The organism is Nocardia sp. CC227C (assembly GCF_030767025.1).
Lineage (GTDB): Bacteria > Actinomycetota > Actinomycetes > Mycobacteriales > Mycobacteriaceae > Nocardia.
In genome coordinates this window covers 13695-37722 of record NZ_JASITE010000026.1, presented here as the reverse complement: position 1 = coordinate 37722, position 24028 = coordinate 13695, and the positions used below count along the sequence as shown (strand labels likewise).

Genomic DNA, 24028 nt, shown 5'->3' with positions numbered 1-24028 from the left:
CACAATGATCTAGGAGACGATCGTATGTCCCTCGCCGAAGACCTTATTCACGCTGAACAGGACGACAACGCAGCCCGACCCTGCAAGACAGCGCTGTGGCTGCAAACCCTCAGCAGTGAGGATCGTGCCGCGTTCGACGCTTATGTGGGCGCCGGCAAGCCGATCGCCATCCTGCATCGTGCCGCGATCCGTAACGGCTGCCCCGCAGCCGAGACCCGCTTCCGGCTGCACTGCCGTCACCGCTGCTCCTGCTACGGTGCTGCCGCACCCTCCAGCTTGGAGTCCGCCGCGTGAGCCTCGCTGACGACCTCGCACAGCAGCCGACCGCAACCGAGGCCGAATACCAGCCGCGCACCGAGTTCGACGGCACCGCCGGCTACGTACAAACCGGCCCACTCGACGAGCCCCCTGCCTCCTACACCGAGCTGCTGCGGCAATTCGGGTACGACCCGGATGAGGTGCAAATCGTCGGGAACCCGCGGGTCAGTCGGTGGCAGACCTACGATGAGCGCTGGTTGGCGGCGTACAGGTTCCGGATCGCGCCCCGCCGCGCCGAAGCGAACACCGACGACCTTCTCGCGCGCATCGACACCTGGCAGGCACATCAGCCGGCCGCGGCTGCCGGTCCGCACGTGTTCAACCTCCAATGCTCGGACCTCCAGATCGCCAAGGTCGACAACGGCGGCACCGACACGATCATCGACAAGTTCCTCGACACCGTCGACCGCGCAGTCCGCGAGTATCGGGTCCTCCAGATCCGCGGCGTTGCGGGCGTACACGTCTTGTTCCCCGGTGACTGCATCGAAGGCAACCAGTCCCAGGACGGTCGCAACTGGTGGCGCACCGAATACGGCGTCACCACCCAAACCCGCATCCTGCGCCGCCTGATGCTGCACACCATCGAACAGTTCGCGCCCCTCACCGACCGAATGTGGCTGTCGGTCGTCAACGGCAACCACGACCAGGCGCAGCGTTTCCAGAACACCAACCCCGGCGACGGGTGGGCCACCGAATGCGCCATCAGCGTCGCCGACGCGTTGAAAATGAACGAGGCCGCGTTCGGGCACGTCCGCGTCGAAGTGCCCGACCCTGAGCAAGGGTTCATGACCGTCGCCCGCGGCGACACCGTCTTCACCATCGCCCACGGCCACCAGTGGAAGGGCGGCGCTACCGCTAAACACTCCCACGCGTTCACCTGGTGGTCGGATCAAGCGTTCCATCAACAGAATCCGGCGGGCTCGCACATCCTCGCGCACGGGCACTTCCATTCGTGGGCGGTCGAAACCGCGAAGACCCGCACTCGTATCTGCTCACCGACCTTCGACGGCGGCAGCAACTACTACCGAGACCTCACCGGCGCCGAAGCGAAACGCGGCGGCCTGGTTTACCTCACCCGCACGGGCGAAATCTCCGCGATGAGCCTGGTTTAGCCATACGACCGCGAGGCCGTCAGCTTCCAGACCTGGCTCTGCAACTCCGGCGGAACCGGGATCTCGTATCGCTCGGAGAGCATCGCCACCGTCTTCATGATCTTCGTTCGCGTGATCGCCAGTAGAACCTCTGCCTCGGCAGGCTCAGTCTCTGGTGCGCGGAAGTCCTCGACCTGGACCTCTGCCATGAACTTCCGAGCAGCGCTCGTGATTCGACGAAGCTCCTGCTTCAGGCGATCATCGTCCTGGACGTCCTTCAACGAGGCAGTCACCTCGTCACGAAGCTGCCCGAACGCCTTCCTGACCTGCCACCACGTTTCAAGGTCGGGGTACTCGTGGAGTGAACGCTTATTCGCCAGTAGCTCGAACACGTGCTGGACGACATCAGCGTTCTGTGTTTGCGACAGGAGCTTCGTCAATACCGACTTGCGTCGGCTGGTAAGAAGTTCGCGGACCTGCCGGGTGTGTGCCGTCTTCCAGGATCTCAAGAGTTCGGCAGAATAGCCCGGCCCGCCATTGCTGTCGATGAGCTTGTGGCAGACCCGGCACAGGAGTAGCGCATTGTCGGGGCTCGCGCGTTGCTCGTCGGTCAAGGTTTCGTCATAGCGAGCCGAATTCAGCCTGCGTCCACTGATATGGGCGAATTCGCCGATGTTGGTGGACAGGTACTCCTCCGTCTCGTCGAGGAGGCCGGTGACCTCCGGCCCCACAACGAGCCTGTTGCAGTCCGGATTCGTGCACATGTAGCCAGCTCTTGCCGCGACGAGAGCCTTTGTCGCTGAACTGAACTCGCCGTTGGCCACGCTTTCCCCTATCTCGGCTGGATGTCCATGGGAATGGTAGCGGTGTCGGTGCTCGATCCTGTCGAGCGACGGGCTCGGGTTCATCAATCTCCCAAGGAGTCGAACGTGCCGCTGCCCGAGTACAGGGGCGAATGGCCACCCAAGCCACATGATGTCGCCTACGACGACTTCGCCACCTACAGCGCCTGGTGGTCCGGCGACACCGCCGCCCTGCAATCGATCTACAGCGGTAGCCGCTACCAGCTCCCCACTCCCCGTTCCTCGCAGTTACGGGGCGGGATCGTCGGCATGCTCAGCCGCCTGTGGTGGGGCCGCCCGGTCTTCCAGGACACCAAACGCCTGCACGTTCCCGCGCCCGCAGACATCGCCACCACATCAGCGGATCTGCTGTTCGGGCAGCCGCCGACCTGGCTGCTCACCGAAGGTGACGCCCGCGACGTAGACGGTGCGCAGCAGCGGCTGAACGAACTGCTCGACGACGCCGACAGCGTTGCCGCGTTCCTGGAAGCCGCCGAAATCCAAGCCGCGCTGGGCGGGGTCTTCCTGCGCCTGTGGTGGGACAAAGAAGCCGCCGACAAGGTGATGCTGTCCCCGGTCAGCCCGGACTGCGCTATCCCGCAGTGGCGGTATGGGCGGCTGTCTGCGGTCACGTTCTGGACGATCGTCGCCGAAGACAAGCAAGGCGTGTGGCGGCACCTGGAGCATCACGAACCGAGTTTCATCGAGCACGCCCTTTACCTGGGCGATGAGGGATCGATCGGGCGGCGTATGCCGTTGGATAGTCTCGACGCCACGGCATGGGCTGCGGAGTTGGTGGACGAGAACTCCTCTGTCGAGACCGGTGTCGACGGGTTGACGGCGGCGTATGTGCCGAATGTGCGGCCTGCCCGTAAGTGGCGCAATGTGCCGCAGTTGTCGGCGTTGGGGCGCAGCGATTTCGAGGGCGTGGAGCCGCTGTTCGACTCGCTCGATGAGGCGTGGTCGTCGTGGATGCGCGATCTCGATCTCGCGAAGGCCCGCCTGTTCGTTGCACAAGAACTTCTCGAGGACCAAGGCCCCGGTAAGGGTGCGTCTTTCGACCCGGAACAGGCCATCTTCACGCCTGTGCCGTCGGACAGCATGGGCATGACCGACGAGCACGGTGCTCGACTGGTGCAGCCGCAACAGTTCGCGATCCGCGTCGAGGAACACGCCAAGACCTGCGAGAAGCTCCTCAAGCAGATCCTGCGCGCCTGCGGATATTCCGCTGCGGACTTCGACGATTCGGATGCGGTGACGATGACCGCGACCGAGGTGTCGGCGCGTAAGGACAAGTCCAATCAGACCAGGAACCGGAAGGTCCTGTACTGGCAGGCAAGCGCCCAGCCGCTGGCCCGCACGATGCTCGAGCTCGACCATGTCGTGTTCGGTGGACCCGACTTCGGAGTGACCGCCGACCCGGAAATGGACTTCCCGATCCGTGTGGACCAAGACCCAGTCGCCTTGTCCACGGCGATCGCGAACCTGCGAGCGGCGCAGGCGCTGTCGGTGGAAACCGCCGTCCGGATGTACCACCCGAACTGGTCCAACCCCGAGGTCGACGAGGAAGTGGCCCGCATCCTAGACGAGAACCGGATCGACGACATCCCCGACGAATTCGGCAACAGCGGATCCGATGCGCCCGTGGGGCTGAAGGATGCCGCTTAAACCCACCTTCGGTGACCAGCTCGCCCGCCCGGTCGTCGCCCGCTACGAAGCAGCCGAGCAATCGGTGCTGAAGTGGCTCGCCCGCATCCTCGCGCCCATCCCTGGCGCCTACTGGCTGGTCAAGATGCTCGCGCGGCTGCTGCGCCTACGCCGCGGTATCGCGAAGGTCATCGAGTCGCTCACTCGCGACGCCCGCCCCTTGGTCGACGACGCAGTCTCCCAAGCATGGGAGTATGGGCACGCGAACGCGCTCACCGACCTCCATATCGACGCGAGAGACGCGGATTCCGGGCGGGCACGTGACATCGCCGACGACGTGTACGCACGTGTCGCTGCGACGCACCCGCGGATCGCCCGCTGGGCTGAAGAGGCGTTTCGTCGTGCCGTCGACGCTGCTCGCGACCCCGCGTTCACCGACGCTGAACGCGCCGCGGCGATCCAACGATCACTCAGCGGTGACGCTGCGCGAGGTGTCACCGGGTATGTGAGCGCGTCGGGCCGCCACTATTCGCTGACGTCGTATGTGGAGACCGCGATCCGGGCATCGGTCACCTACGCCGAAGTCGAGGCATACACCCAGACGCTCGCCGCGCAAGGCCACGACTTGGTCGTCGTCTCCGACGTCCCGCAAGCGTGCGTGCTGTGTACGCCGTTCGAAGGTAGGGTGCTGTCGATCACCGGGCAGACGCGTGGAACCTATACGGCGACAAACAGAGTCGGGCAGGAAGTCGCCGTGCGGGTGTTTGCCTCGATCGCCGACTCCCGCCGCGACGGACTGTGGCATCACGGCTGCCGCCACGTCGTCTCCGTGTGGACCCCGGATTCCCCGCTCCCACCAGCCGACAGCGTGCCCGACCGCGAGGGCTACCGAGACAGCCAACGGCGCCGCGCCCGCGAACGGCGCGTGCGCGCCCAAGAACGGGTCGCCGCCGTAGCACCGTCGACCACGGCGCAGCGCACAGCACGCCGCGAACTCGTCGCCGCCACCGCACGCCGGCACGACAGTGACTCCGATCGCAGCCAGCTCAGTTTCATGGCCGGCGGCGACCGCGGTTCTGGTCAACCACCCGATCAGCCGAAGCAACCGGCGCCGATTCCGCCGTCCCCGTTCGACGCTGCCACCAGCCCTCAGGAAGTCGCGGACATCCTGAGCAGTCGTTACGGGCTCAACACGGTCGGATTCGACCTTCCCGGCGTCGACCTCGAAGCCGCTCGAGAGTACGGCCGCGCCCTCCATGACATGCTCGCCAAGTACCCCGACATCGACCTCCGCACTGTCGGCATTCGCGACATCACCGAATTCCTGGCACCCGATGACGACCCCGCGGACGTGTATGCCGTCACCAAGGGGGCACGTCGCCGCAGCGACGGACATGAGTACGCGAAGGCTATCTGGCTCAACGTCATCTACGCGACCGACGCCGAACGGATGCGTGAGGCATGGGCCGGCAGTATCGCGTCGGGCAAACATCCGAAAGTCTTCGCGGCGCGCCCCTACTATGCGGCGATCGTGCACGAGTTCGGTCATGCCATCGAACACGCGGGCAAACGCCACGCCCGCGAGGTCGCCGAACAGACACTCGTCGACTACTGGCACCCCCGCAACCCTCTCGAACCGGGGGAGCGTGACGCGCAGCGGATGCTGCGATACCTGCAATGGCGGGCACGCCTGAGCTTGTACAGCTTCGAGGACGGCCCGTTCGGCAAGCTCAACCCCGCGGAGGCGCTCGCGAACGCGTTCGCGGAAGTCGAGATCGGTGGTGACCGAGCATCCGAACCCGCTAAGGTCCTGCATCAACTGCTGCTGCGGATGTCGACACCAGGAGGCGGACGGTGAGACGGTCCCAACCCAGCCTCGACCGGCTGCGCGCCATCTTCGACGCCATGCTCGCCGCGGCGCTACAGGGCGAGCCGCCCCACTCCGACAGCGGCCTGACCTCCGAGGTGGAAGATCTTCTCTTCGAACTCGCGGACGCGGCCCCGGCAGAGAAGGCTGCGCTGATCGACCGCGCTCGGGCACGGTTTGCCGAGCAGGTCCACGATCGTGAGCATCCGCCGACCGAAGAAGATGCGATCGCCTACGTGTCGCAGTTCTTTCCCGACCGGGAACAGCCCTAACAGCCCTACCTACAAGGGTCCGACCCTGTCGGACGGACTGAATAACTGATACTTCCGCGCAAGCGGATTCATAAACCCCCAGTTCTGGCCCCGTGGCCCTGGGGGTCTCGTCATATCAACACCTCGTCTGGCCAGGTCGCCGACGGGTGTTTCTCCGTGTCCAGGAGGCACATTCATGCCCGACGAAGGCACACCCCAGGAAACCACAACTGAACCCGCCGTCGAAACCACTGCTCCCGCGCAGCCGGAATCGAACGGAGCCACGGATATCGGTGGCGATGTACAGGTCACCGAAACCGAAAAAACCTCCGGCGACACCGATTCCACCAAGGAATCTGACAAGCCAGCCGAGAAGACGTACGACGAAAAGTACGTCAAGAAACTGCGCGACGAAGCCGCCGCCGCCCGAGTCAAAGGCAAAGAAGCCGCCGAACAGGCAGCGAAGGAAGCAGCGGAGAAGGCGCAGCGGGAGCTGTCCGAGCAGATCGGCCGAGCGCTCGGTTTGATCCAGGATGACACCCCTCCTGACCCGGCTGAGCTGCTGAAGCAAGCGCAGGACCGGGAAACTCAGCTGGCTTCCGAACGTGATGCCGCGGCCCAGGAGCTTCGTGCGCTGCGCATCGAGAAAGCGCTCAACGTGGCCGCCGACAAATGCGACGGCGACACCAGCATCCTCGCCCCCTACCTCGCCGGTACTGGGGCGCTCAAGAACCTCGACCCGTCTGCCGACGATTTCGCCTCCCAGGTGGAGCAAATCGTTTCTGCGGCAGTCGAATCCAATCCAAAGCTGAAGAAGATCGCCGACCGGGTGTCGGCACCTCGTAGCGGCGGTGACCTCACCGGCGGCAACGCGGCCCCTAAGCCGAACGCCGCCAAGTCGATCGATGACATTCGTGCCGAGATGCGCGCAAAGCGCGAGCGCGAACGCATCTGACGCTCACTAGGAGCACGCCCACATGGCAAACACTCTTCTCACCCCCGATGTCATCGCCAAGCAGGCGCTGGCGAACCTGTACGAAAAGCTGTGCATGGTGCCGTTGGTCTACACCGACGTCAGCCAGGAATGGCGCGGACAGAAGGTCGGTGCCACCGTCACCATCCGGCAGCCCGCGACGTTCACCGCGCAGGATTTCGATCGCCAGAACCCCGGCATCACCATCCAGAACGCCTCCGAGACCGGTATCCCGGTCACCCTCGACACTCACAAGGACGTGTCGTTCCAGGTCACCGCAGAGGATCTGACTCTGCACCTGGAGGACTTCGACAGCCAGTTCCTGACCCCGGCGGCGGAAGCTATCGCTCAGGCCGTCGACCGGTCGATTATCGCGCAGGCGAAGACTGACTTCACCCAGGTCGCGGGCACACAGACCGGGTACGAGTGGAACAAACCGGAGGTGCTGATCGAGGCCGACCGCCAGCTGAACATCCAGAATGTTCCGGCGTCGGAGCGGTCGGCGGTCATCGGCCCCAGCACTCGCGCGCCGTGGCTGAACACCGACATGCTGAAGCATGCCGACAAGTCCGGCTCCACCGAGGCGCTGCGCAAGGGCTCGCTGGGCCGCGACATCTTCGGCTTCGAAACGTTCATGACCCAGAACATCGTCCAGCCCGCGGGCAGCCCGGCCTCGGGCCAGCCCACCACCGAGGTCGGTTTGGCCTTCCACAAGACCGCTGTCGCGTTCGCGTCGGCGACTCTGGCACTGCCCACCGACAACACCTGGGCGACCGTCGTGTCCTACAAGGGCCTGTCGCTGCGTCTGGTCAAGCAGTACGACATGCAGGAAAAGGCCGAGGTCATGTCTCTGGACATCCTGTACGGCACCAAGACCCTCGACGCTGACCGCGGCGTCCTGCTGCGCGGCGCTCTGGCCCCGTAGTCACTGCACCGGTATTCGGCAGCCGTTCACTGGCTGCCGGATACCGGTAGTGCTTCAACCACTTTCGGAGACACGTGCACTATTACAAGTACCTGCATTCGGACTGGGTGATCGCCTCCGAGACCCCGCGCCCAGACCTCTTGGAGTGGGCGTACTGGACCGAGATTCCCGAATCCGAAGTGCCTCAGCCGGAACCGCACGAACACGTGCACCTAGCGGCTACGAGCGAGCCGGAACCCGAGCCGGAGCCGGAAGCTAAGCCCGCGACCAAGGCGGCTCGTCGCCCGCGCACCCGCAAGGAGTGATGAGCAGTGCTGGTCTACGCCGTCCCGGATGATCTGGCTGACTGGCTCACCGACCTCCCCACCACGGCCGCGGCCACCCATCTCATCAAATTCGCGTCCCAGCTCGTGCGCTCCGCGACCCGCTGCGACCTCTACGACACCGACCCGGCAGGGCTCCCAGTAGACCTGGACATCGCTCACGCGATGCGAGACGCCACGTGCGCGCAGGCCGCGCAATGGCACCTCGCCGGCATCGACCCCGTCGCAGGCACTGTCGGGCGTGAAGTCGCGATCAAGACCCAAACCGCCGACGGCGGCTCGGTCACCTACGCGGACGCGCCCAGCGCTCAGGAAATCGACGCCTCGCTCAAGACGCTGTCGTCGTCGGCGCTGCTCATCCTCCGCAACGCAGGGCTCGCCTCCACGAGGCCACGCACATGGTGAACTATCAGCCGCCCAGCTACCCGCAGGGCACGATGTTGACCGTGGTGCGCCGCGGCGCGGCGAACGCCAAGGACTGGCAGGGCGATCCGATCGGGCCGGAAGCAACGCATCAGATCGGTCCGTGTGACCTGAAGTGGGTGACCGATTCCGAGGACAACACCAGCGGTGAACTGCTGGTGTTGGTCGCTCAGGTGACCGCCCCCGCTGGCTCGGATGTCATTGCCTCCGACCGGATTCGGCTGCCGAACGGCAACGAGTTCGTCATCGACGGCCAAGTCCGCGACACCCCGAACAGCTTCACTGGCTGGAGCAGCGGGGTCCGCTTCCGTATCGCGAAGGACGGCGGCAGTGGAATACGACGGAACTGACAACGACCTCGACAGGCTTCTACGCGAAAGCCCTGAGCTACGCGAGTTCTTGCAGGAAGTCGCCGAACAAGGCTCCGACCGGTGGGCGCTGCGCTCGAAGTGGAGGACCGGTTTCAACGCCACCCACGTGGAAGCCGACGTCATGCCCGGTGCGGGCGGTGTCCAGGAAGGCATCGTCTACGCCTCCGGCCACTACGCGCGCTTCCGTGAACACGGCACCCGCTGGAACAAGGCTGAGCATGTCATGCACGACTTCATCCAGGACGTGAGCGACTGATGGCACTGCCGCCGTATCCCGAATTCGACGACGTCATGCGCGCCCTGCTCGAGGACATCGCCCCGGTGGTGACGTTCGAAAGCGACGAGATCGACCCGCCCTACATCTACGTCACCCGCGTCGGCGGCACCGAAGACGGCGTCACCGACAACCCGGTCATCGACGTCGAATACGTCCACAACACGCGTGCCGAATCCAAGACGTTGAAAACCGCTGGGCAGGAACGCATCCGCGCCGCAGGCAACACCGCACCGGGCGGCTACCTGATCGACACAGCCGAGGAACGCACCGGCGGCCAATACATTCCGCCCGTCCAACGCGACGCTCGCGGCGTCACCGCCACGGTCCGGCTGTCCTACCGCCGACCACGCGCCTAACACCTCTTCACCTCTCGCACACCACCCGCCGCCCATTGCTGGCAGCGGGTCTCTGGGTGTGCCTGAACCAAGGACATCTACATGCCTGCTGTCACTTTCGACCAGGTCGCGGACTGGAAGCCGTCGCTCATTCGCCGCCCGAACAAGGGCTTCGTGCTCATCGGCGACATGTCGGCCGCCATCCCTCCCGCGTTCACCTCCGGCGTCAGCGCCGAATTCCAGGCCCTCACCGGCTTCGACTCGCTCGGCTTCACCGCCAAGGACGCCCCACCGTCCTTCTCGCCCGAAATCGAATCGAGCGACGTGGAAGCCTGGGGTGCGCTCGAACCCCCGCGCACCGACATCATCTCCCGCAAGGTCACCGTCACCACGACCCTGCTGGAGACTCGCCGCCGCGCGCTCGAGCTGTACTCGGGTATCGACTTGTCCGCGATCACCGCGGACCCGACGACCTCCGAGATCCAGTACGCCGACCCGACCGCCCCCGAAACCCGCTACCACCGCCTCATTTTCGGCATGGTCGACGGCTCGGGCGCGGACCAGATCTGGATTCTGCGGATTCTGCCGCGCGCCACCGTCACCCAGGTCGGTGAACAGACCTGGTCGCAGGACGGCAGCCTGTCCTACAACCTCACCTGGTCGGCGAAGATCGACGAAGACCTCGGCTACTCGCTGAAGAACGTCATCTGTGGCCCCGGCGTCAGCGCGTTGCTCGCCGACATGGGCTTCACCGCCACCGCGTCCGCCCCGACCATCACCTCGTTCGATCCTGCTACGGCGGCGATTGCCGGTGGCGAAATCATCGAGATCTCCGGCCAGCACTTCACGGGCACGACCGATGTCACGATCGCCGGTGGCTCGGTGGCGTTCAACGTCATCTCCGACACCACTCTGACGATGGTGTCGTCCGCGCAGTCGGCCGGCTCCTACCCGGTGGTCGTCACCAACGCGACCGGCGCCTCGGCCCCGGTCAACCTCACCTACGCCTAACCCGCGTACCTGAGCAGCCGCCCCGCGCGTGTTCCTGGCCGCGCGCGGGGCAGGCTCCACTTCCTCGTTCACAGCCAGGCCAGGAGAGACCTCATGGCATTCACTCCCGTCCGCATGGTCGCCCCCGACGGCCGCGAATACACCGCCGGCTCCGCGACCGAACGCGAGCAACTGCGCGCCCAGGGCTACCGGATCGCGCCCGCGCGGACAGCGCCCAAGCCCGCCCCCAAGGCCGTCGACCGGCCCGTACTGGGCGACAAGAAACCCACCAGCAAGTAGCCCCCGTCCGCCAGGAGGACCACCATCATGGCTGCCGCCAAGAAGACCGCACCCGTCGAGGTCGAAGCGCCGAAGAAGTCGCGTTGGGCCACCCTGCGCGACGAGGCACGCGCCCAGCACAAGCCCAAGGCCCCCTACATTTTCGACGGCTGCGAACCGCCCGTGGAGATCACCGCCCCCGACAGCATCGAACGGTTGACCGCGCTGCTGGAGCTGGTTGACCGCAAGGGCGAGGTCGATCCCACTCGCATGCGTGATTTGGTGCGCACTGTCCTCGGTGACGCCTTCGACCGCGTGTGGGCGGTCATCAAAGACGAACCGGCGGAAGTGCTGCTGCCGTTCATCGGCGACATCAGCGATCACTTCGACGCCGATCCCGGTGAGGAAGCGGGCGCGCTGCCGGGGGGCGCGTAGCCCTCGTACTCCTCATCGAGGAGTACGGGGCCGAAATCGAATCCGACCTGTGGACGCACGGCCACGGGTGGGACCTGCTGGACTTCTTCCGCGGTCGCCACCCGTGGCCGCAGCTGTACCGGTTCCTTGCTCAGCTGAAGCTGCACTCGAAGTATCAGTCGGCGCTGGCGATGGACGAAGACCTCGGCCGCGAGCGCGCGAAACAGCCGCTGCCCGAGCAGCATCCGCCGTTGTCGCCGGAAGGCTACTCGCTGGAAGTGCTGCTGCTGTTGCGGCAGATCGACTTGCTGAAGGAGCTGATGCGGGTCATTCCCGCGTCGCTCTCGGGCAAGTTGCCGCCGCCGTTCCCGCCCGAACCGCGCCCGCAAACCGCTGAACAACGGTTCCGCGACCTGCAAGACACCCGCAACGTCCTCGAAGCCCTCCGCACCTTGGGCATCACCCCGTGACATCTGAATAAGGCGGTGCCACATGGCGACTTGGCCGCCCTACAAGGCAGGTTCAGCCTATCTCGCACTGAAACCGCGCCTACCCGCCACGTTCAAAACAGACGTCCGAACCCTTCTTGCGCCGATCAAGGAATCGCTGAAGGTCACGGCCACGCCCACACTGGAACGCGGTTTCAAAACCAACCTCAAGCAGGCCGTGAAAACGGCGTCCGAGGGCGTCGGCGTCAAGGTACCGGTAGAGCCGAACACTCGAGGCTTCAAAACCGCACTGAAGACCGACGTGAGGACCGCCGCCGAGGGCGTCACCGTCAAGGTGCCCGTCGAAGCGAAGATCCGCGGGCTCAGAACCGACCTGAGAAGCAAGGTCAAGACCGCCGCGACGGGCATCACGGTCACAGTCCCCGTCTCGCCCGACCTCGCCGCTGGGTTCAAGACCACTTTGACTACCGCCGTCGACGCGGTCCTGGCCGAGGTCAACCCGCATATCGAGTTCAGGCCAGGATTGCGGCAGGGGTTCACGGCGGACCTGAAGCTCGCGTTGGGTGGCGTGCTATCGAAGGTTAGGTCGCAGACTGCGATTGAGTTTCGGCCCACGCTTGCCCGCGGATTTCGGAATGATCTTCGAACCAAGCTGACCACTTCGACAGGTGGCATCAAGCCGAAAGTTCCTGTCGACGTCGACCTGACCGCTGCGACCGAACAACTCACCGCGTGGCGGGCTGCGCAGCACGCGATCCCGCTCACGCTCAATGTGAATGTAGACGCCGCGGCAGCTACAGCGCAGCTCCTCGCACTGCGCTCGCTGGTCGGCAGCCTCAACGGAGACCTCGACCGAGCCGGACGAGGATTCGGAGGGCTCGGAGGCGGCAGCGGTAGCCGTCGCCGCGGAAACATCTTCACCCGCCCCTACTACCGCATCCGCCTGCAAGTCCAACTCGACCGCGAATCCCTCGCCCGCGCGGAAGCCGACCTCGCCCAATCGCAACAGCGCGCCCAACAGGCGCGGCGCCGCGAAGAAGACGCCAGCAACCGCCGCACCCTCGCACAGTTGCGGTTCGACGAGGTCATGGCGCGCGCCAACGCGTCCGTGGCGCAACGTACCGCCGCCACACAAGCGCTCACCCGCGCGCACCGCGACTACGCCGACGCCGTCGAACGCGCCTCCCGCGCCGACACCGAAGCCAACAACGCACGGCGCCGCCGCGACGAATCCCGCGCCAACCAGGGCGGGTTCCGGCGCCTATTCCGTGCCGGACTCGCAGGTTTCGGCTCCGCTCTAGGCGACTCCATCCGCAACCTCGCGTCGAACATGCTGTCGTTCAGCAACATCGTCAACGTCGCCCTGGTCGGCTTGCTCGCGTTGGCGGCAGTGAGCCTCGTTCCACTCATCGGGCAACTCGTGCAAGCCGCCGGCGTGGTCGCGCTGCTGCCTGCCGCTCTAGCCGGCGCTGTCAGCGTGTTCGCGACCGTGAAGTTCGCCGTCGGCGGTATCGGTGACGCGTTCTCCGCGGCGTCGAAGGCCAGCGAGCAGTCCGGCCAGCAGATGGAGCAGAAAGCCAAAGCGGTCGCGTCCGCGCAGAAGCAGGCCGCCGCCGCAGCGAAGTCGGTGGTGCAGGCCGAACGCGGCATCGTCACGGCCGAGCGCGGTGTGCGTGACGCGCAGCAGGATTCGTTGGACGCGCAGAAGGACCTGACCAAGGCCCGCAAGTCCGCAGCCCGGTCGATCGACGAGATGAACCGCAGCCTGCGCCGGTCGCGGCTGGACGAGGAAGGCGCGGCGCTCAGCGTCGCCGAAGCCTACAAGACGCTCCACGAGGTTTTTGCCGACCCGGACGCGGACGGCATCGACCGGGCGCGGGCGCAGCACAACCTGAAGCAGGCGCTGGTCGATCAAGAAGACACGATCGCCCGCACCAAACAACTCGCCGAAGACACCGCTGAAACGAACGCCAAGGGCATCGAAGGGGCCGACGAAGTCGTCTCCGCCCAGGAACGCATCACCGCGGCAGCAGAAGCCGAAGCCGACGCCCAGCAAGCGTTGGTCGACGCGCACGCGACCCTCGCCGACGCGCAAGCGAACCTGGTCGAAGCCCAACAGGCCGTCTTTGAGGCGATGAACGATTCCGGCAGTGCCGCAAACGAATTCGAGAAGGCGCTCGGGAAACTTTCGCCGTCCGCTCAGGACTTCGTAAGCAAGATCCTCGCACTGAAACCAGCGTGGGAGGACTTCAAGCAGTCCGTCCAGGAACAGTTCTTCCGGGGACTTGGCGACGACATCAGTAGGCTGACGAACAACTCGCTGCCGACGCTGGAAACCGGGCTGTCTCGCATCGCGGTCGCGATCAACAAGAGCCTGCGCGGCGCGCTCGCCGACCTCGACACCGACGCGACCCGCACCAAACTCGCCCGAATCTTCCACAACGTCGAAATGTCGATCGACGGCATCATCCGCGGCCTATCCGACATCTTGCAGGGCATGCTGTCCCTCGCCGGAGTCGGCAGCGACTTCTTCCCCGGCATGTCCGACGGATTCGCCGACATGGCACGCCGGTTCCGCGAATGGGCCGAAAGCCCAGAGGGACAGAACAGCTTCCGCGAATACCTTCGCGACTCCCTCGAAACGCTCGGCAACGTCATCGAGCTGCTCAAGCAGATCGGCCGCGTCATCGGCGCGATCTTCAAGGGCAGCGACAGCCTCGGTGAGGATTGGCTGTCCGACATCACCGACAGCGCGAAACGCCTCGCCGACCACCTCAACACCCCCGAAGGCCAGCAGGGCGTCAAAGACTTCTTCACCGATGTCAAGGACGCCGCTGAAGCTGTCATCAAGGCGGTCAAGTGGACCATCAAGCTCCTGGACCGGTTGGAGGGGTACGGCAAGAGATTCGACGAGTCGCCTCTTGGCGGGCTCCTCGGATTGACCGATGACGAGAAGTCGGGCGGCGATAAGATCACCGGCCTCGGCAAGGGCCTGCTCGGAGCGTCCCCGATCGCACAGGTCGGCAAGTGGAGCTGGGACAACTTCGGCAAGCCGCAGTGGGACGCCTACAGCGGTTGGGTGACCGACGCGATGGAGGGCATCGGTCAAAGCCTGGCCGAGAAAGTGCCCGGCATCGTCTCGTGGATGGCGCAAGCCCGAAATAGTTTCTCCGACTTCGCGTCTTCCGCCAGCGAGAGTCTGACGACCGGCGTCGGTGGTGCCCTGACGGGGTTGGCGCAGAACGTTCCCGGCGTCAGCTCCGCGATCGAGTTGTTCCAGAAGGACAGCGGCACCGCGCTCGAAACCTTCAAGGCCGGCGCGACATCCGTTTTCGACTTCCTCACCAGCAGCGAGGGCTTCTCACGCCTGTCCACGAGCTTCGGCGGTGTGGTCGGCGCGATCACCGGCGAAGGCGGGCTCGGCAAACTACGGTCAGCGTTCGATTCCTTACCCGGCTATTTCAAGGGCATCGTCGGCGGGATCGGTGCGAATTGGGGCGAACTCGGGTCGAAACTGGCTGGCCCGATTAACACCGTGATCGACCTGCTGAACTCTGGTATCGGCAGCATCTGGAACAAGATCGACGATCTGCTCGGGCTCGGGAAACCGTGGACCGACATCCAGAAGATCAGCACCAGCGTCGGACAGCGAACCGACCTCGGCACCAAACCCCTGCAACGCGCCATGGGCGGCCCCATCCACGGACCCGGCGGACCCACCGCCGACAAAGTCCCCGCATGGCTGTCCAACGGCGAACATGTCTGGACCGCAGCGGAAGTGGAGGCCGCTGGCGGACACCAAGCGATGCAGCAGATGCGGCGCGCGGTGCTGACGCGTGGTGGGCAGCAGTCTCCGGACGCTAACTTCGCCATCGGCGGCGGGGTCCAATTCGGTTCCGATATCGACCGCTGGATGGCGTCCGCCATCCAGGGAGCGTTCGACAATGCCACGATCACCAGCGCCTACCGGCCCGGACATTCCGGGTTCCACGGCAAAGGCCAAGCTGTCGATATCGTCGGCCCGTACCAGCAGATCGCAGACTACATCTTCTCCGCCTATCCGCAATCAGCGCAGCTGATCTGGGGGCCGGGGCCGCTGCTGTACAACGTCGGCGGCACCGCGATCGACCCGGCCAATCAGGCGGCGCTACGTGGCGTGTACGCAGGTGACCTCGCCGGTCACTACGACCACGTCCACTGGGCGGCGAACGCGATCATGGGCAACCTGTCCGACGAGGACCGCAAGAGCCTGTTCGACCGCATCCGTTCCGGCATCGGCGGCGTCGCTTCTGGTGGCCGCGGTATTGCGGCGGACCTCATCGCCCGCCCCCTGCGAGCACTCGTCGACAAGGTCCCAACCCTCGACGGCTTCGGCGCATTCGGTGCCGTACCGCGAGCGCTCGCCGGCAAGGTCGTCGAAGCGATCATCTCGAAGATCCGCGGCGCGGCCGGGGCCAGCTCCGGGACGGCCGACTTCAACCCGTCCGCTGGCGCTGAGCAGTGGCGGCAGATGATGATCGACGCCTACCGGAATCAGGGTTACGAGCCGACTCCGGAGAAGATCGACGCCTGGGTCCGCCAGATCGATACCGAGTCCGGTGGCGATCCGGACATTGCGCAGCAGATCGTCGACGTCAACGGCACCGGCGAATCAGCCGGTGTCGGCCTTGGCCAGATGATCCCCTCCACCTGGCAGGCGTACCGGGACCCGTCACTGCCCGACGACCGGCGTGACCCGTGGGCGATGACCAACGCCATGGTGCGTTACGGCGAGCAGAAGTACGGCGATCGGCTCCTTGACGTGATCGGTCGCGGCCACGGCTACGACCAAGGCGGCATCTGGCCGCACGGCACAGCGGGATGGAACCTCTCGGGTCTGCCCGAAGCGGTTCTGACTAATCCGCAGTGGCAGCTGTTGCGGCAGCTCGCCCAGCAGCTGGGGTTCATGCCGCAGGAGGTTCAACCGCTCCCGCAGCAGACCGACACAGGCACCGACCCGTCGTTCACGATGCCGAACGTCGGGCAACAGACCCCGCACGATGCGGGCGTCGACACCCCGGAATCGTTGTGGAGCAAAACGCAAGATCGGTTCAAGAATGTCTGGGAGACCGGGCTCAACGACCTGATCGACTCCAACCTCGGAGCGCTCGGCATCCCGGACCCGCGTGACATCCCTGCCGTCACCGCAGTGCAGGGCTACGCCTCGGATCTCGATACGTGGGCGAAAGCGAAAGCCGCGACCGCGCAAGCCACTCAAGCCGCGCAACAAGCGACGATTCAAGCACAAACCGCCGGTACCCCAGTAACCGCATCCAACGTCATCACATCCGACGGCACGGGCAATCTGACGAGCAACAACGACACGATGATCGTCAACATTTACCCCGCCGATCAACAGGACGCGTACCGCAAGATGCAGCAAATCGCTGACCTGCGGTCGCTGACGAAAACGGCAAGGAAATAGGCCAATTGCGTGAGTCCGCCACGGTGGAAATCTTCGGCGTCGACGACTCGCATCACGTGGTCAACGGACCCGGCGCGTCCAATCGCCTGTACCTCGCCACCGAGGTCAAAGGTATCTATGACGCGCCGGTCACCACGCGATACAAGTCGTCTGCGTTCCAACGAGGCTCCACCTATCAAGGGAAGAAATACGAGCAACGCGACATCACCTTCGCCGTCAACCTGAAAGGCGAGACGCCGGAGGACTGGGAAGATCTCGACTCGCAGTGGCGTTCAGCGTGGGATTTCGAACCTGACCCATGGGACCCGGCGTCCACGCTGACCAAGATGTCGGTCACGACACCTCGTTCCGGCACACGGTCACTGTATGTGGCGTTGTCGGATTCGATCGTCTTCGAGTCGAAACACGATCCGCACCTGAGGAAATCGTCGGTCGTGCCGATGGCTGTCACGGCGGCGCAACCATTCTGGTTCGAAGATGCCTACGAGAATGCGCCCTACGACTACTTCGATACTGGGGCATCGGGCACATCCGAGGGGTTCGTCACTGTCTACAACCCCACTGACCAGCCCCTGTTTTTAAAGTGGGTGGTGACGCGCGGGAAGTGGACGTTGCCCGACTTCTCCTGGACCGGTAAACGCTATCAGCGTACCCCGGGCGGTGATTGGGCGAACAGGAAGATCACACTGCCTGAGCTGACAGAGGTCGAAGGTGGCGCGCGGATTGACCTCGATCCGATGAAGCTGCAAATCCGTGACTTCAACGACACCAACCTGATCGGCCGTATGAACGGCATCTGGTTTATGCACAAGATTCCGCCCTACACGCCGGAAACCGATCTTCCCGTGAAGGTGGAGTTGGCACCAGCCGGGGGAGCGCGGGTCGAAGTGTACTGTCCGCGCCGATGGTCGCGTCCATGGGGGATGTTCTAGATGACCGACATCACCACGCTCTCGTTGCAGGAGCAATGCGAAGCGATCTGGGCCGCCACGACAGCCCGAGAAGAGGCTGAAGCGCGGAAACGGCTCGAACCTCCGAAGGTCCGTATCTGGTCCGGTGACTGGGATTTGGCGGGTGTGCTCTCCACCGAGTACACGGCCGAATTCTCCTGGATCGACAACGAGACCGGTCCGGGCCTCACCGAGATTCCCTTGGCTGACCCTCTCGCGAAGTGGATTTGGCAGGTCAAGGATCGTGTGGAGGCGGGAGCAAAGCGTAACATCTACATCACTGTCGATAAAGACGGGGCGCGCTGGTCCGGTCGTCTCCACGACCACACCATCGAGAAGCGGGAAGACGGCGCCAGGGTTCTGGTGGTGCGATGGCTGCACGACTTCGACATGCTCAAGTACTACCTCGTCTGGTGCAACCCGTTCCTTCCCGACTTCGTGCAGTTTCCGCGCGTGTTTTTTCTTGCAGGGCCATCGATTTGGGGTTTGAAGACGGCTCTGTTCCTGAACGTCATGCGGGAGCAGGAGAGCCTCTGGGAGTTGCCTGACGACCCCATGGATCAAGGCGCGGTCGGCATGTCGAACTGGTCGGTCGTCGTCAAACCGACAACGTTCCTCGACGACCTGAACGCTGGCACCATTTGGTCGATCCCCAACAGCCGGTTCAAGTATTGGACCGACATGAGCAAAGACATCCTCGAGGATGCTCAACTGTCGGTCGTCTGCCGACGTTTCCTCGTCGACGACGACCCTCAACCCATTGCGGGTGAAACGCTCCGCAACGGCTGTCTCGTCATCGATATCGTCGATAAGTCGGGCTACTACACCGACACCTCCAACGGCGGCGACCCGTTCCTCGGTTTGAAACGCACCTTCGCGCAGTTCGCGGAGGATTTCATCGACGAAGTCGTCGAGGACGTTATCGATCCCGCTGTGCCGGACTCCTACAAAGTCCCTGGGCTCAAACTCACCGACAAGACGACGCCCTACGTCGTGTACATGGAGGGCGACGAAACCGGCATCGAATCGTCGAAGTTCACCTTCACGCCATCGACAGCGATCCAGGTAGTCGCGGGCGGCCATTCGATGCCGTTCGTCAACGAACTCATCTCCGCCGCAATCCAAACAGCGGGCGACCTGATCGCGATGATGATCGGCATCCCACCCGTTGGCGGTGCCGCGGATGCGGTGCTTCAGCCTCTCTATTGGGACACGCTGCTCGCCTGGATGCATTTCCGAAGTCCTGGCCGCGTCACGAATTCGGGGTGGTCGAGACCTTTCGAGTACATCGCTAGTTCCGGTGACCGCGCGTACACACTCGAAGCGCTCTTGTCGCTGCGTGAAGGTTTCCACGAGACTCGTTCTTGGTTCTCCCACGAGGTGCTGATCCGTGACGGCGCGCCGTGGTTCATCGGCGACAACGGTCACGGCCATTTCTTTCTCGGCGACCGTATCGGTGCGCAAGTGCTTGGTGATTTCGCGGCCCAGTTCGGGTTCGCCGACCACAAGATCTACGTCGACCGCGTGCGTGAACTCACCCTCGCCTGGGATCGAGATTCCTTCGCTGAATGGAAATGCACCATCGGTGAGAAGGAGAAGAACAAGGACCGCGGCCAACGAGCCCTCAGCTTGATCTCCGACCTGTTCAGTGTCGTCCGCCAGCTCGGCGTGACCGGCAAGTAGTCCAGGAGCTACCCCGTTGCCTGATCCCGAACATCCTGCCGTCGAGGTGGACACCTCACCGTGGCTGCCCGACGGCGCGTTCCCCACCCAAAACAACACGAACCCGAACTGTCCCGAGGAAGCATTCCTGTGGCAGTACGCGGGCCTGCCAGGGATGCGCGGTGCACCGTTGCCGTTCCCGATCGACTACCTGAAGATGGTGTCGCGACGCCAATGGGACTGCGGCGCACGACCGATGGGTTCGGTGATCCCGCCCGCGCAGACGATCAAGTATCAGAAGCCGAAGACCACCGATCCACACTGGCTGACCTCTCCCGGTGTGTGGGTCGACATCGACGAGCCCGACCGTGACCAGTTCGACGTCAAGGAGTTCATCGGCAGCCTGCCGCAGGACGCCAAACGGCAGCTGGCGGAAGCGCTCGGCTTCGACCCCGCCGCCGCGGTTCCCGCCGACGACCAGATCATCGCCGGATACGAGGGAGCGGCGCCGGGGCGGAAGTACGGGCGACCGTCCCGTGATGGTGCCACGGTCTCGAACGAGCCGCTGCCTTTCGATCCTGTGCGCAAGACCGTCGCCGAAGTGCTGGCCTATCTGCGTGACGCCGATCCCGACGAACGAGACCGCGTCGTGTCGATCGAACGGCACCTGGGCCAGGCACGGGCCGGGATTCTGAAGCGTTTCAAGGAGGTCGGTCTATGAGATTGATCGACCATGCCGCAGGCCGTGTCGGCGCAGATGCCTGCCGTGCAGCCGGATACGACGGTGCGATCCGGTATCTGGCGAACTCGGCGGACCGTGGTCTGCCGAACAAGATCCTGATTCCGGAGGAAGCCGCGCGCTACCTGGAACTCGGCATGCCATTGGTGTCCAATTACCAGCGCACGAAGGCTGATTGGCAGGCTGGGTTCGACGGTGGGGTCGCGGATGCGAAAGCGGCACTCGCGCAACATGTCGCGTGCGGTGGCCCGCGCAATCGGCCTATCTACTTCAGCGTCGATGGAGACGTTGATCTCGCCACCTGGAACGGTCAGGTTTTGCCCTACCTGAACGGCGCGGCCTCTGTATTGGGGCGCGAGTGGGTCGGCGTGTACGGCGGTCAGCGCTCGATGTGGTGGGCGGCTGAGGATGGCTTCCGGTGGCGGTGGCAGACGCGGTCCTGGTCGCGCTACGACTCCAACGGCCGCTGGAATGCGTCCCTGCCGGTGCAGTGGGTGGAGGGCTGCCAGATTCGTCAGGAACGCATCGACGAGGACTGGATCAATGGCATCGGCATCGATGTCAACACGACGTGGGCTGACGACTTCGGCCATTGGCAAGCCGCGCCCGCCACGACCCCCGAGGAACCCCGAGTGGATCGTCCAGAATTCCGCGAGCACTTCAGCTTCGGCGCCTCCAGCTCTCAACGCTGGGGTGCCCGTGTCCGCAATACCCTGTGGCACACCCAGGAGGGCGGCAACGCCGACGGCTCCGGCGTGTGGGGGCTCGCGGGCTATCTGAAGAACACCGCCAACGGCGTCTCGTATCACACGGTGATCGGTAACGGCGATGTCGTGCATGTGGTTGCGCTGGATCGCGCGTCCTGGTCGGTGCTCGACGCGAACCCCTACACCAACAATATCTGCTTCGCGGGTAGTCGGGCTGGATGGTCGCGGGACCAGTGGCTTGCCCGCGAACACGACATCAAGATCGCCTGCTGGCTGTCGGTGCAATACGCCCGCGAAACCGGCCACGCCATCGACGTCATCGCACCCCCGTATTCCGTACGTGACGGCATCTCCGACCACGCGTATGTGACCCGCGCGCTCAAGATCGGCACACACACCGATGTCGGCCCGAACTTCCCGTGGGATGTCGCCCGCCGCTACGTCGACATGTACGCGCGCGGCGGCGCCCCCGCCCCGCCTGTGAACATGATCGATCAGGAGTACGAGCACGCGAAGGCGTGGATCGGTGCCCGTCGTACCGAAGGCGAGTTGGTCGCTCCCGATGGCGAAGGTCGCTATGCCGAATTCGAGCACGGCTACATCTACTGGCATCCCCGTGTCGGCGCGCACGCCGTGCCGCTCAATGTGTTCGGCAAGTGGGCCGAACTCGGCTGGGAGGCCGGCCCCGTCGGTTACCCGGTCGGCGACCACACTGTCCTGAAGGACGCTGACGGCACACCTGTCGGCGACGTGCAGGGTTTCGAGAACGGCGCGATCTACCGCCGCTACGGGCAGCCGGGCGCGTGGGTGCACGGCGAGATCCGCAACCGGTGGAACCGCTCCGGATTCGAGAACGGTCCGTGGGGGTGGCCCACCTCCGACGAGGTTCCGTTCGACACCGGCGCATTCCAGGAGTTCGAGCACGGCCGCATCTATTGGACGCCGAAGCAGACGCTCGGCCTGATCAACGGTGACGGCGCGGACACGCCCGTCTCCGATGTCGCCGCCTGATTCGCGGCGAACCCATTTCGACTACCCATCGAGGTATCCCATGTCTTTTGACACTCTTCGTGACCTGTCCGCCGACGTACGCGGCCGTCTCTATGCACTCCTCGCACCCGTGCAGGTGCTGCTGGTCACCTTCGGCCTGCTCAACGATTCCGCTGCCGCTCTCTGGATTTCGGTCGCGACCGCTGTCCTCGGCTTCACGATGGCGGGCGCGAATTCCACCGCGACCTGGCGGACGTGGCTGTACGGCATCATCGGTGCCGCCCAGCCAGTGCTGATCGCATACGGCGTCTGGACCGATTCTCAGGTCTCTGCTGTCGTGGCGGTCGTGTCCGCTGCGCTCGGCCTGGGGGTGGCTGCGGCGAAGACCCCTTCGATCGGATAGGTCATGTGGGAAGCCCTTATCGGGGCAGCGAGCGGGTTCTGTGTCGCGGTTCTCGGCTATTTCGCGACGCGGACCCGCAGCTTGGATTCGCAGCGTGAGGATTTCAAGGTCACCTCGGATCTGTTGATGAAGCAGTTGACCGACCTGTTGTCGCGGGTCGACAAGCTGGAGCAGCAGCACGACGAGGATGAGCGGCGGATCGCTGTTCTGGAGGAGCAGCATCGCGCGGACACGAAGCAGCATCTGCGGGACGTGCGCCGTATCGACGCTCTCGCTGCCTATGTGCGGGAGCTGTTGGCGTTCATTCGCCAGCATGTGCCCAGCCCCGAGCCGCCGCCGATCCCGTACGAGTTCTCCGACGATATTTGATCTGGGGGTGCGCTCGTGACTGCACCGAATCAGGGAACACCAGACGGTTCGCTCGGCCCCGGTGATTTCCGGCCGCTCCAGACCGCGACCGAGCAAGACGCCAAGGACTCCATGAAGTCGGGGGCGCTCGGTGCGTTCGGCGGGGCGCAGAACACGCACAAGACCGAGGTCCGTGATCGGATCACGACCGTGGAGGGGTCTGCGGATCTCGCAGTGACGACAGCGCAGGCCGCTGCGAATACGGCGGCGACCGCAGAGTCCACGGCGGCCAGTGCTTCCGAACGGGCCTCCTATTGGGAAGCCGAGTTCGTTGTAGCTTCGGCGGCGGTCGTGCTCGGGGTGAACGAGCTTCTGATCGGCCTGGTGCAGAACGTGCCGGGCGGGCTCACTCGCACGATCACCGACATGCATGTCGCATTGCTGACCCAGCCGAACGGTATGGAGTTCGAGCTGAAGAAATGGGACGCCACCGGCACCAGCGACAGTGTCCTGGACACCTACACGCTGGCCGCGAACGTGACCCGCGCCAACTGGGCTGGCCTGAACTTCGTGATGTCGTCCCGTGAGCGCGTGTTTCTCAATGTCACATCCGTGACGGGGTCGGTTGCGCCGGTTGTGTTGCAGGTCTTGCTGTTTGGAGTGATGGAATGAGGTATTTCGAGACCCGGTACGGGGCTGGTGTCGGCATGGAAGAGGTGCGGATCGAGCCACACTATGAAGCATTGTGGGCTGCTGCTTTCGATGTCGATGACATCGGGCTGATCTTCGATCTCGACACTCCCGCACGGGCTATCCCGAAGCTGGATGCAGCGATTGCCCGATTCAACCATGACCCGGATGCGTTGCGGCCGTTGCTGCCGGAGGGGGATCGGCGGGGCTTGGTCGCGCACCGGCGTGTGATCGAGCAGATGCGATCGACGCTGGCGGACCACGCGGACGCCTCCTTGAGTGGAGTACTGGAGCGGTAGG

The 24028-nt window shown here is 64.5% G+C and carries 26 protein-coding genes; 25 read left to right on the top strand and 1 reads right to left on the bottom strand.

Annotation, left to right across the window (positions count from 1 at the left end):
* Positions 1-24: 24 nt before the first annotated feature.
* Together QMO76_RS33150 and QMO76_RS33145 are read left to right on the top strand one after the other, a co-directional pair.
* The gene (locus tag QMO76_RS33150) at positions 25-294 is read left to right on the top strand and encodes a hypothetical protein (RefSeq protein WP_306365319.1); all 270 of its coding nucleotides are present in this window, start codon (positions 25-27) and stop codon (positions 292-294) included.
* Complete coding sequence (locus tag QMO76_RS33145) at positions 291-1430, top strand: hypothetical protein (protein WP_306365318.1); 1140 nt, start codon at positions 291-293, stop codon at positions 1428-1430. The genes QMO76_RS33150 and QMO76_RS33145 overlap by 4 nt, the downstream gene beginning before the upstream one ends.
* On the opposite strand, the gene QMO76_RS33140 is transcribed toward QMO76_RS33145, so the two are convergent.
* Positions 1427-2317 carry an HNH endonuclease gene (locus QMO76_RS33140; protein WP_306365317.1) on the bottom strand — a complete coding sequence of 297 codons (891 nt, stop codon included), beginning with the start codon at positions 2315-2317 and terminating at the stop codon, positions 1427-1429. The two genes, QMO76_RS33145 and QMO76_RS33140, sit on opposite strands and share 4 nt — an antisense overlap.
* Before the next feature lie 21 nt (positions 2318-2338).
* Between QMO76_RS33140 and QMO76_RS33135 the strand changes: the two genes are divergently transcribed.
* The 23 genes from QMO76_RS33135 to QMO76_RS33025 all read left to right on the top strand — a co-directional run bounded on the left by QMO76_RS33135 (position 2339) and on the right by QMO76_RS33025 (position 24027).
* Positions 2339-3919 (top strand): phage portal protein, encoded by a 1581-nt coding sequence (locus tag QMO76_RS33135; RefSeq protein WP_306365316.1) that lies wholly within the window; start codon positions 2339-2341, stop codon positions 3917-3919.
* Positions 3909-5756 carry a phage minor capsid protein gene (locus tag QMO76_RS33130; RefSeq protein WP_306365315.1) on the top strand — a complete coding sequence of 616 codons (1848 nt, stop codon included), beginning with the start codon at positions 3909-3911 and terminating at the stop codon, positions 5754-5756. The genes QMO76_RS33135 and QMO76_RS33130 overlap by 11 nt, the downstream gene beginning before the upstream one ends.
* Entirely contained in the window at positions 5753-6037 is a 285-nt protein-coding gene (locus tag QMO76_RS33125) for a hypothetical protein (RefSeq protein ID WP_306365314.1), read from the top strand. The genes QMO76_RS33130 and QMO76_RS33125 overlap by 4 nt, the downstream gene beginning before the upstream one ends.
* A gap of 175 nt (positions 6038-6212) precedes the next feature.
* Positions 6213-6971 carry a hypothetical protein gene (locus QMO76_RS33120; protein ID WP_306365313.1) on the top strand — a complete coding sequence of 253 codons (759 nt, stop codon included), beginning with the start codon at positions 6213-6215 and terminating at the stop codon, positions 6969-6971.
* A 22-nt stretch (positions 6972-6993) separates the two neighbouring features.
* Positions 6994-7914, top strand: a complete 921-nt coding sequence (locus tag QMO76_RS33115; RefSeq protein ID WP_306365312.1) for a P22 phage major capsid protein family protein — start codon at positions 6994-6996, stop codon at positions 7912-7914.
* A gap of 74 nt (positions 7915-7988) precedes the next feature.
* The gene (locus QMO76_RS33110) at positions 7989-8219 is read left to right on the top strand and encodes a hypothetical protein (protein ID WP_306365311.1); all 231 of its coding nucleotides are present in this window, start codon (positions 7989-7991) and stop codon (positions 8217-8219) included.
* Between the two features lie 6 nt (positions 8220-8225).
* On the top strand, positions 8226-8642 hold the full coding sequence (locus tag QMO76_RS33105; protein ID WP_306365310.1) for a hypothetical protein: 417 nt from the start codon (positions 8226-8228) through the stop codon (positions 8640-8642).
* Positions 8636-9010, top strand: coding sequence for a hypothetical protein (locus QMO76_RS33100; RefSeq protein WP_306365309.1), 375 nt, complete (start codon positions 8636-8638; stop codon positions 9008-9010). The genes QMO76_RS33105 and QMO76_RS33100 overlap by 7 nt, the downstream gene beginning before the upstream one ends.
* On the top strand, positions 8991-9287 hold the full coding sequence (locus QMO76_RS33095) for a hypothetical protein (RefSeq protein ID WP_306365308.1): 297 nt from the start codon (positions 8991-8993) through the stop codon (positions 9285-9287). The genes QMO76_RS33100 and QMO76_RS33095 overlap by 20 nt, the downstream gene beginning before the upstream one ends.
* Positions 9287-9664: a hypothetical protein gene (locus QMO76_RS33090; protein WP_306365307.1), complete on the top strand. Its 378-nt coding sequence runs from the start codon at positions 9287-9289 to the stop codon at positions 9662-9664. The genes QMO76_RS33095 and QMO76_RS33090 overlap by 1 nt, the downstream gene beginning before the upstream one ends.
* An 81-nt stretch (positions 9665-9745) precedes the next feature.
* Positions 9746-10654, top strand: a complete 909-nt coding sequence (locus tag QMO76_RS33085; RefSeq protein ID WP_306365306.1) for an IPT/TIG domain-containing protein — start codon at positions 9746-9748, stop codon at positions 10652-10654.
* Between the two features lie 93 nt (positions 10655-10747).
* Positions 10748-10933, top strand: coding sequence for a hypothetical protein (locus QMO76_RS33080; RefSeq protein ID WP_306365305.1), 186 nt, complete (start codon positions 10748-10750; stop codon positions 10931-10933).
* A 27-nt stretch (positions 10934-10960) separates the two neighbouring features.
* Positions 10961-11347 (top strand): hypothetical protein, encoded by a 387-nt coding sequence (locus QMO76_RS33075; RefSeq protein ID WP_306365304.1) that lies wholly within the window; start codon positions 10961-10963, stop codon positions 11345-11347.
* Between the two features lie 170 nt (positions 11348-11517).
* Complete coding sequence (locus QMO76_RS33070) at positions 11518-11796, top strand: hypothetical protein (protein WP_306365303.1); 279 nt, start codon at positions 11518-11520, stop codon at positions 11794-11796.
* A gap of 22 nt (positions 11797-11818) precedes the next feature.
* The gene (locus QMO76_RS33065) at positions 11819-17239 is read left to right on the top strand and encodes a hypothetical protein (protein WP_306365302.1); all 5421 of its coding nucleotides are present in this window, start codon (positions 11819-11821) and stop codon (positions 17237-17239) included.
* Positions 17240-17244: 5 nt separating this feature from the next.
* Positions 17245-18171, top strand: coding sequence for a hypothetical protein (locus tag QMO76_RS33060; RefSeq protein WP_306365301.1), 927 nt, complete (start codon positions 17245-17247; stop codon positions 18169-18171).
* On the top strand, positions 18172-19872 hold the full coding sequence (locus QMO76_RS33055) for a phage tail protein (protein ID WP_306365300.1): 1701 nt from the start codon (positions 18172-18174) through the stop codon (positions 19870-19872).
* Positions 19873-19918: 46 nt separating this feature from the next.
* Entirely contained in the window at positions 19919-20572 is a 654-nt protein-coding gene (locus tag QMO76_RS33050) for a DUF2744 domain-containing protein (protein WP_306365299.1), read from the top strand.
* A 2-nt stretch (positions 20573-20574) separates the two neighbouring features.
* Positions 20575-22308, top strand: a complete 1734-nt coding sequence (locus tag QMO76_RS33045) for a glycoside hydrolase domain-containing protein (protein ID WP_306365298.1) — start codon at positions 20575-20577, stop codon at positions 22306-22308.
* A gap of 40 nt (positions 22309-22348) precedes the next feature.
* Entirely contained in the window at positions 22349-22690 is a 342-nt protein-coding gene (locus tag QMO76_RS33040) for a hypothetical protein (protein WP_306365297.1), read from the top strand.
* Between the two features lie 3 nt (positions 22691-22693).
* Positions 22694-23059 carry a hypothetical protein gene (locus QMO76_RS33035; protein WP_306365296.1) on the top strand — a complete coding sequence of 122 codons (366 nt, stop codon included), beginning with the start codon at positions 22694-22696 and terminating at the stop codon, positions 23057-23059.
* A gap of 15 nt (positions 23060-23074) precedes the next feature.
* On the top strand, positions 23075-23710 hold the full coding sequence (locus QMO76_RS33030) for a hypothetical protein (RefSeq protein ID WP_306365295.1): 636 nt from the start codon (positions 23075-23077) through the stop codon (positions 23708-23710).
* A complete protein-coding gene (locus QMO76_RS33025; RefSeq protein ID WP_306365294.1) occupies positions 23707-24027 on the top strand; it encodes a hypothetical protein in 321 nt (106 codons plus the stop codon). Before QMO76_RS33030 ends, QMO76_RS33025 begins: the two co-directional genes overlap by 4 nt.
* Position 24028 lies beyond the last annotated feature (1 nt).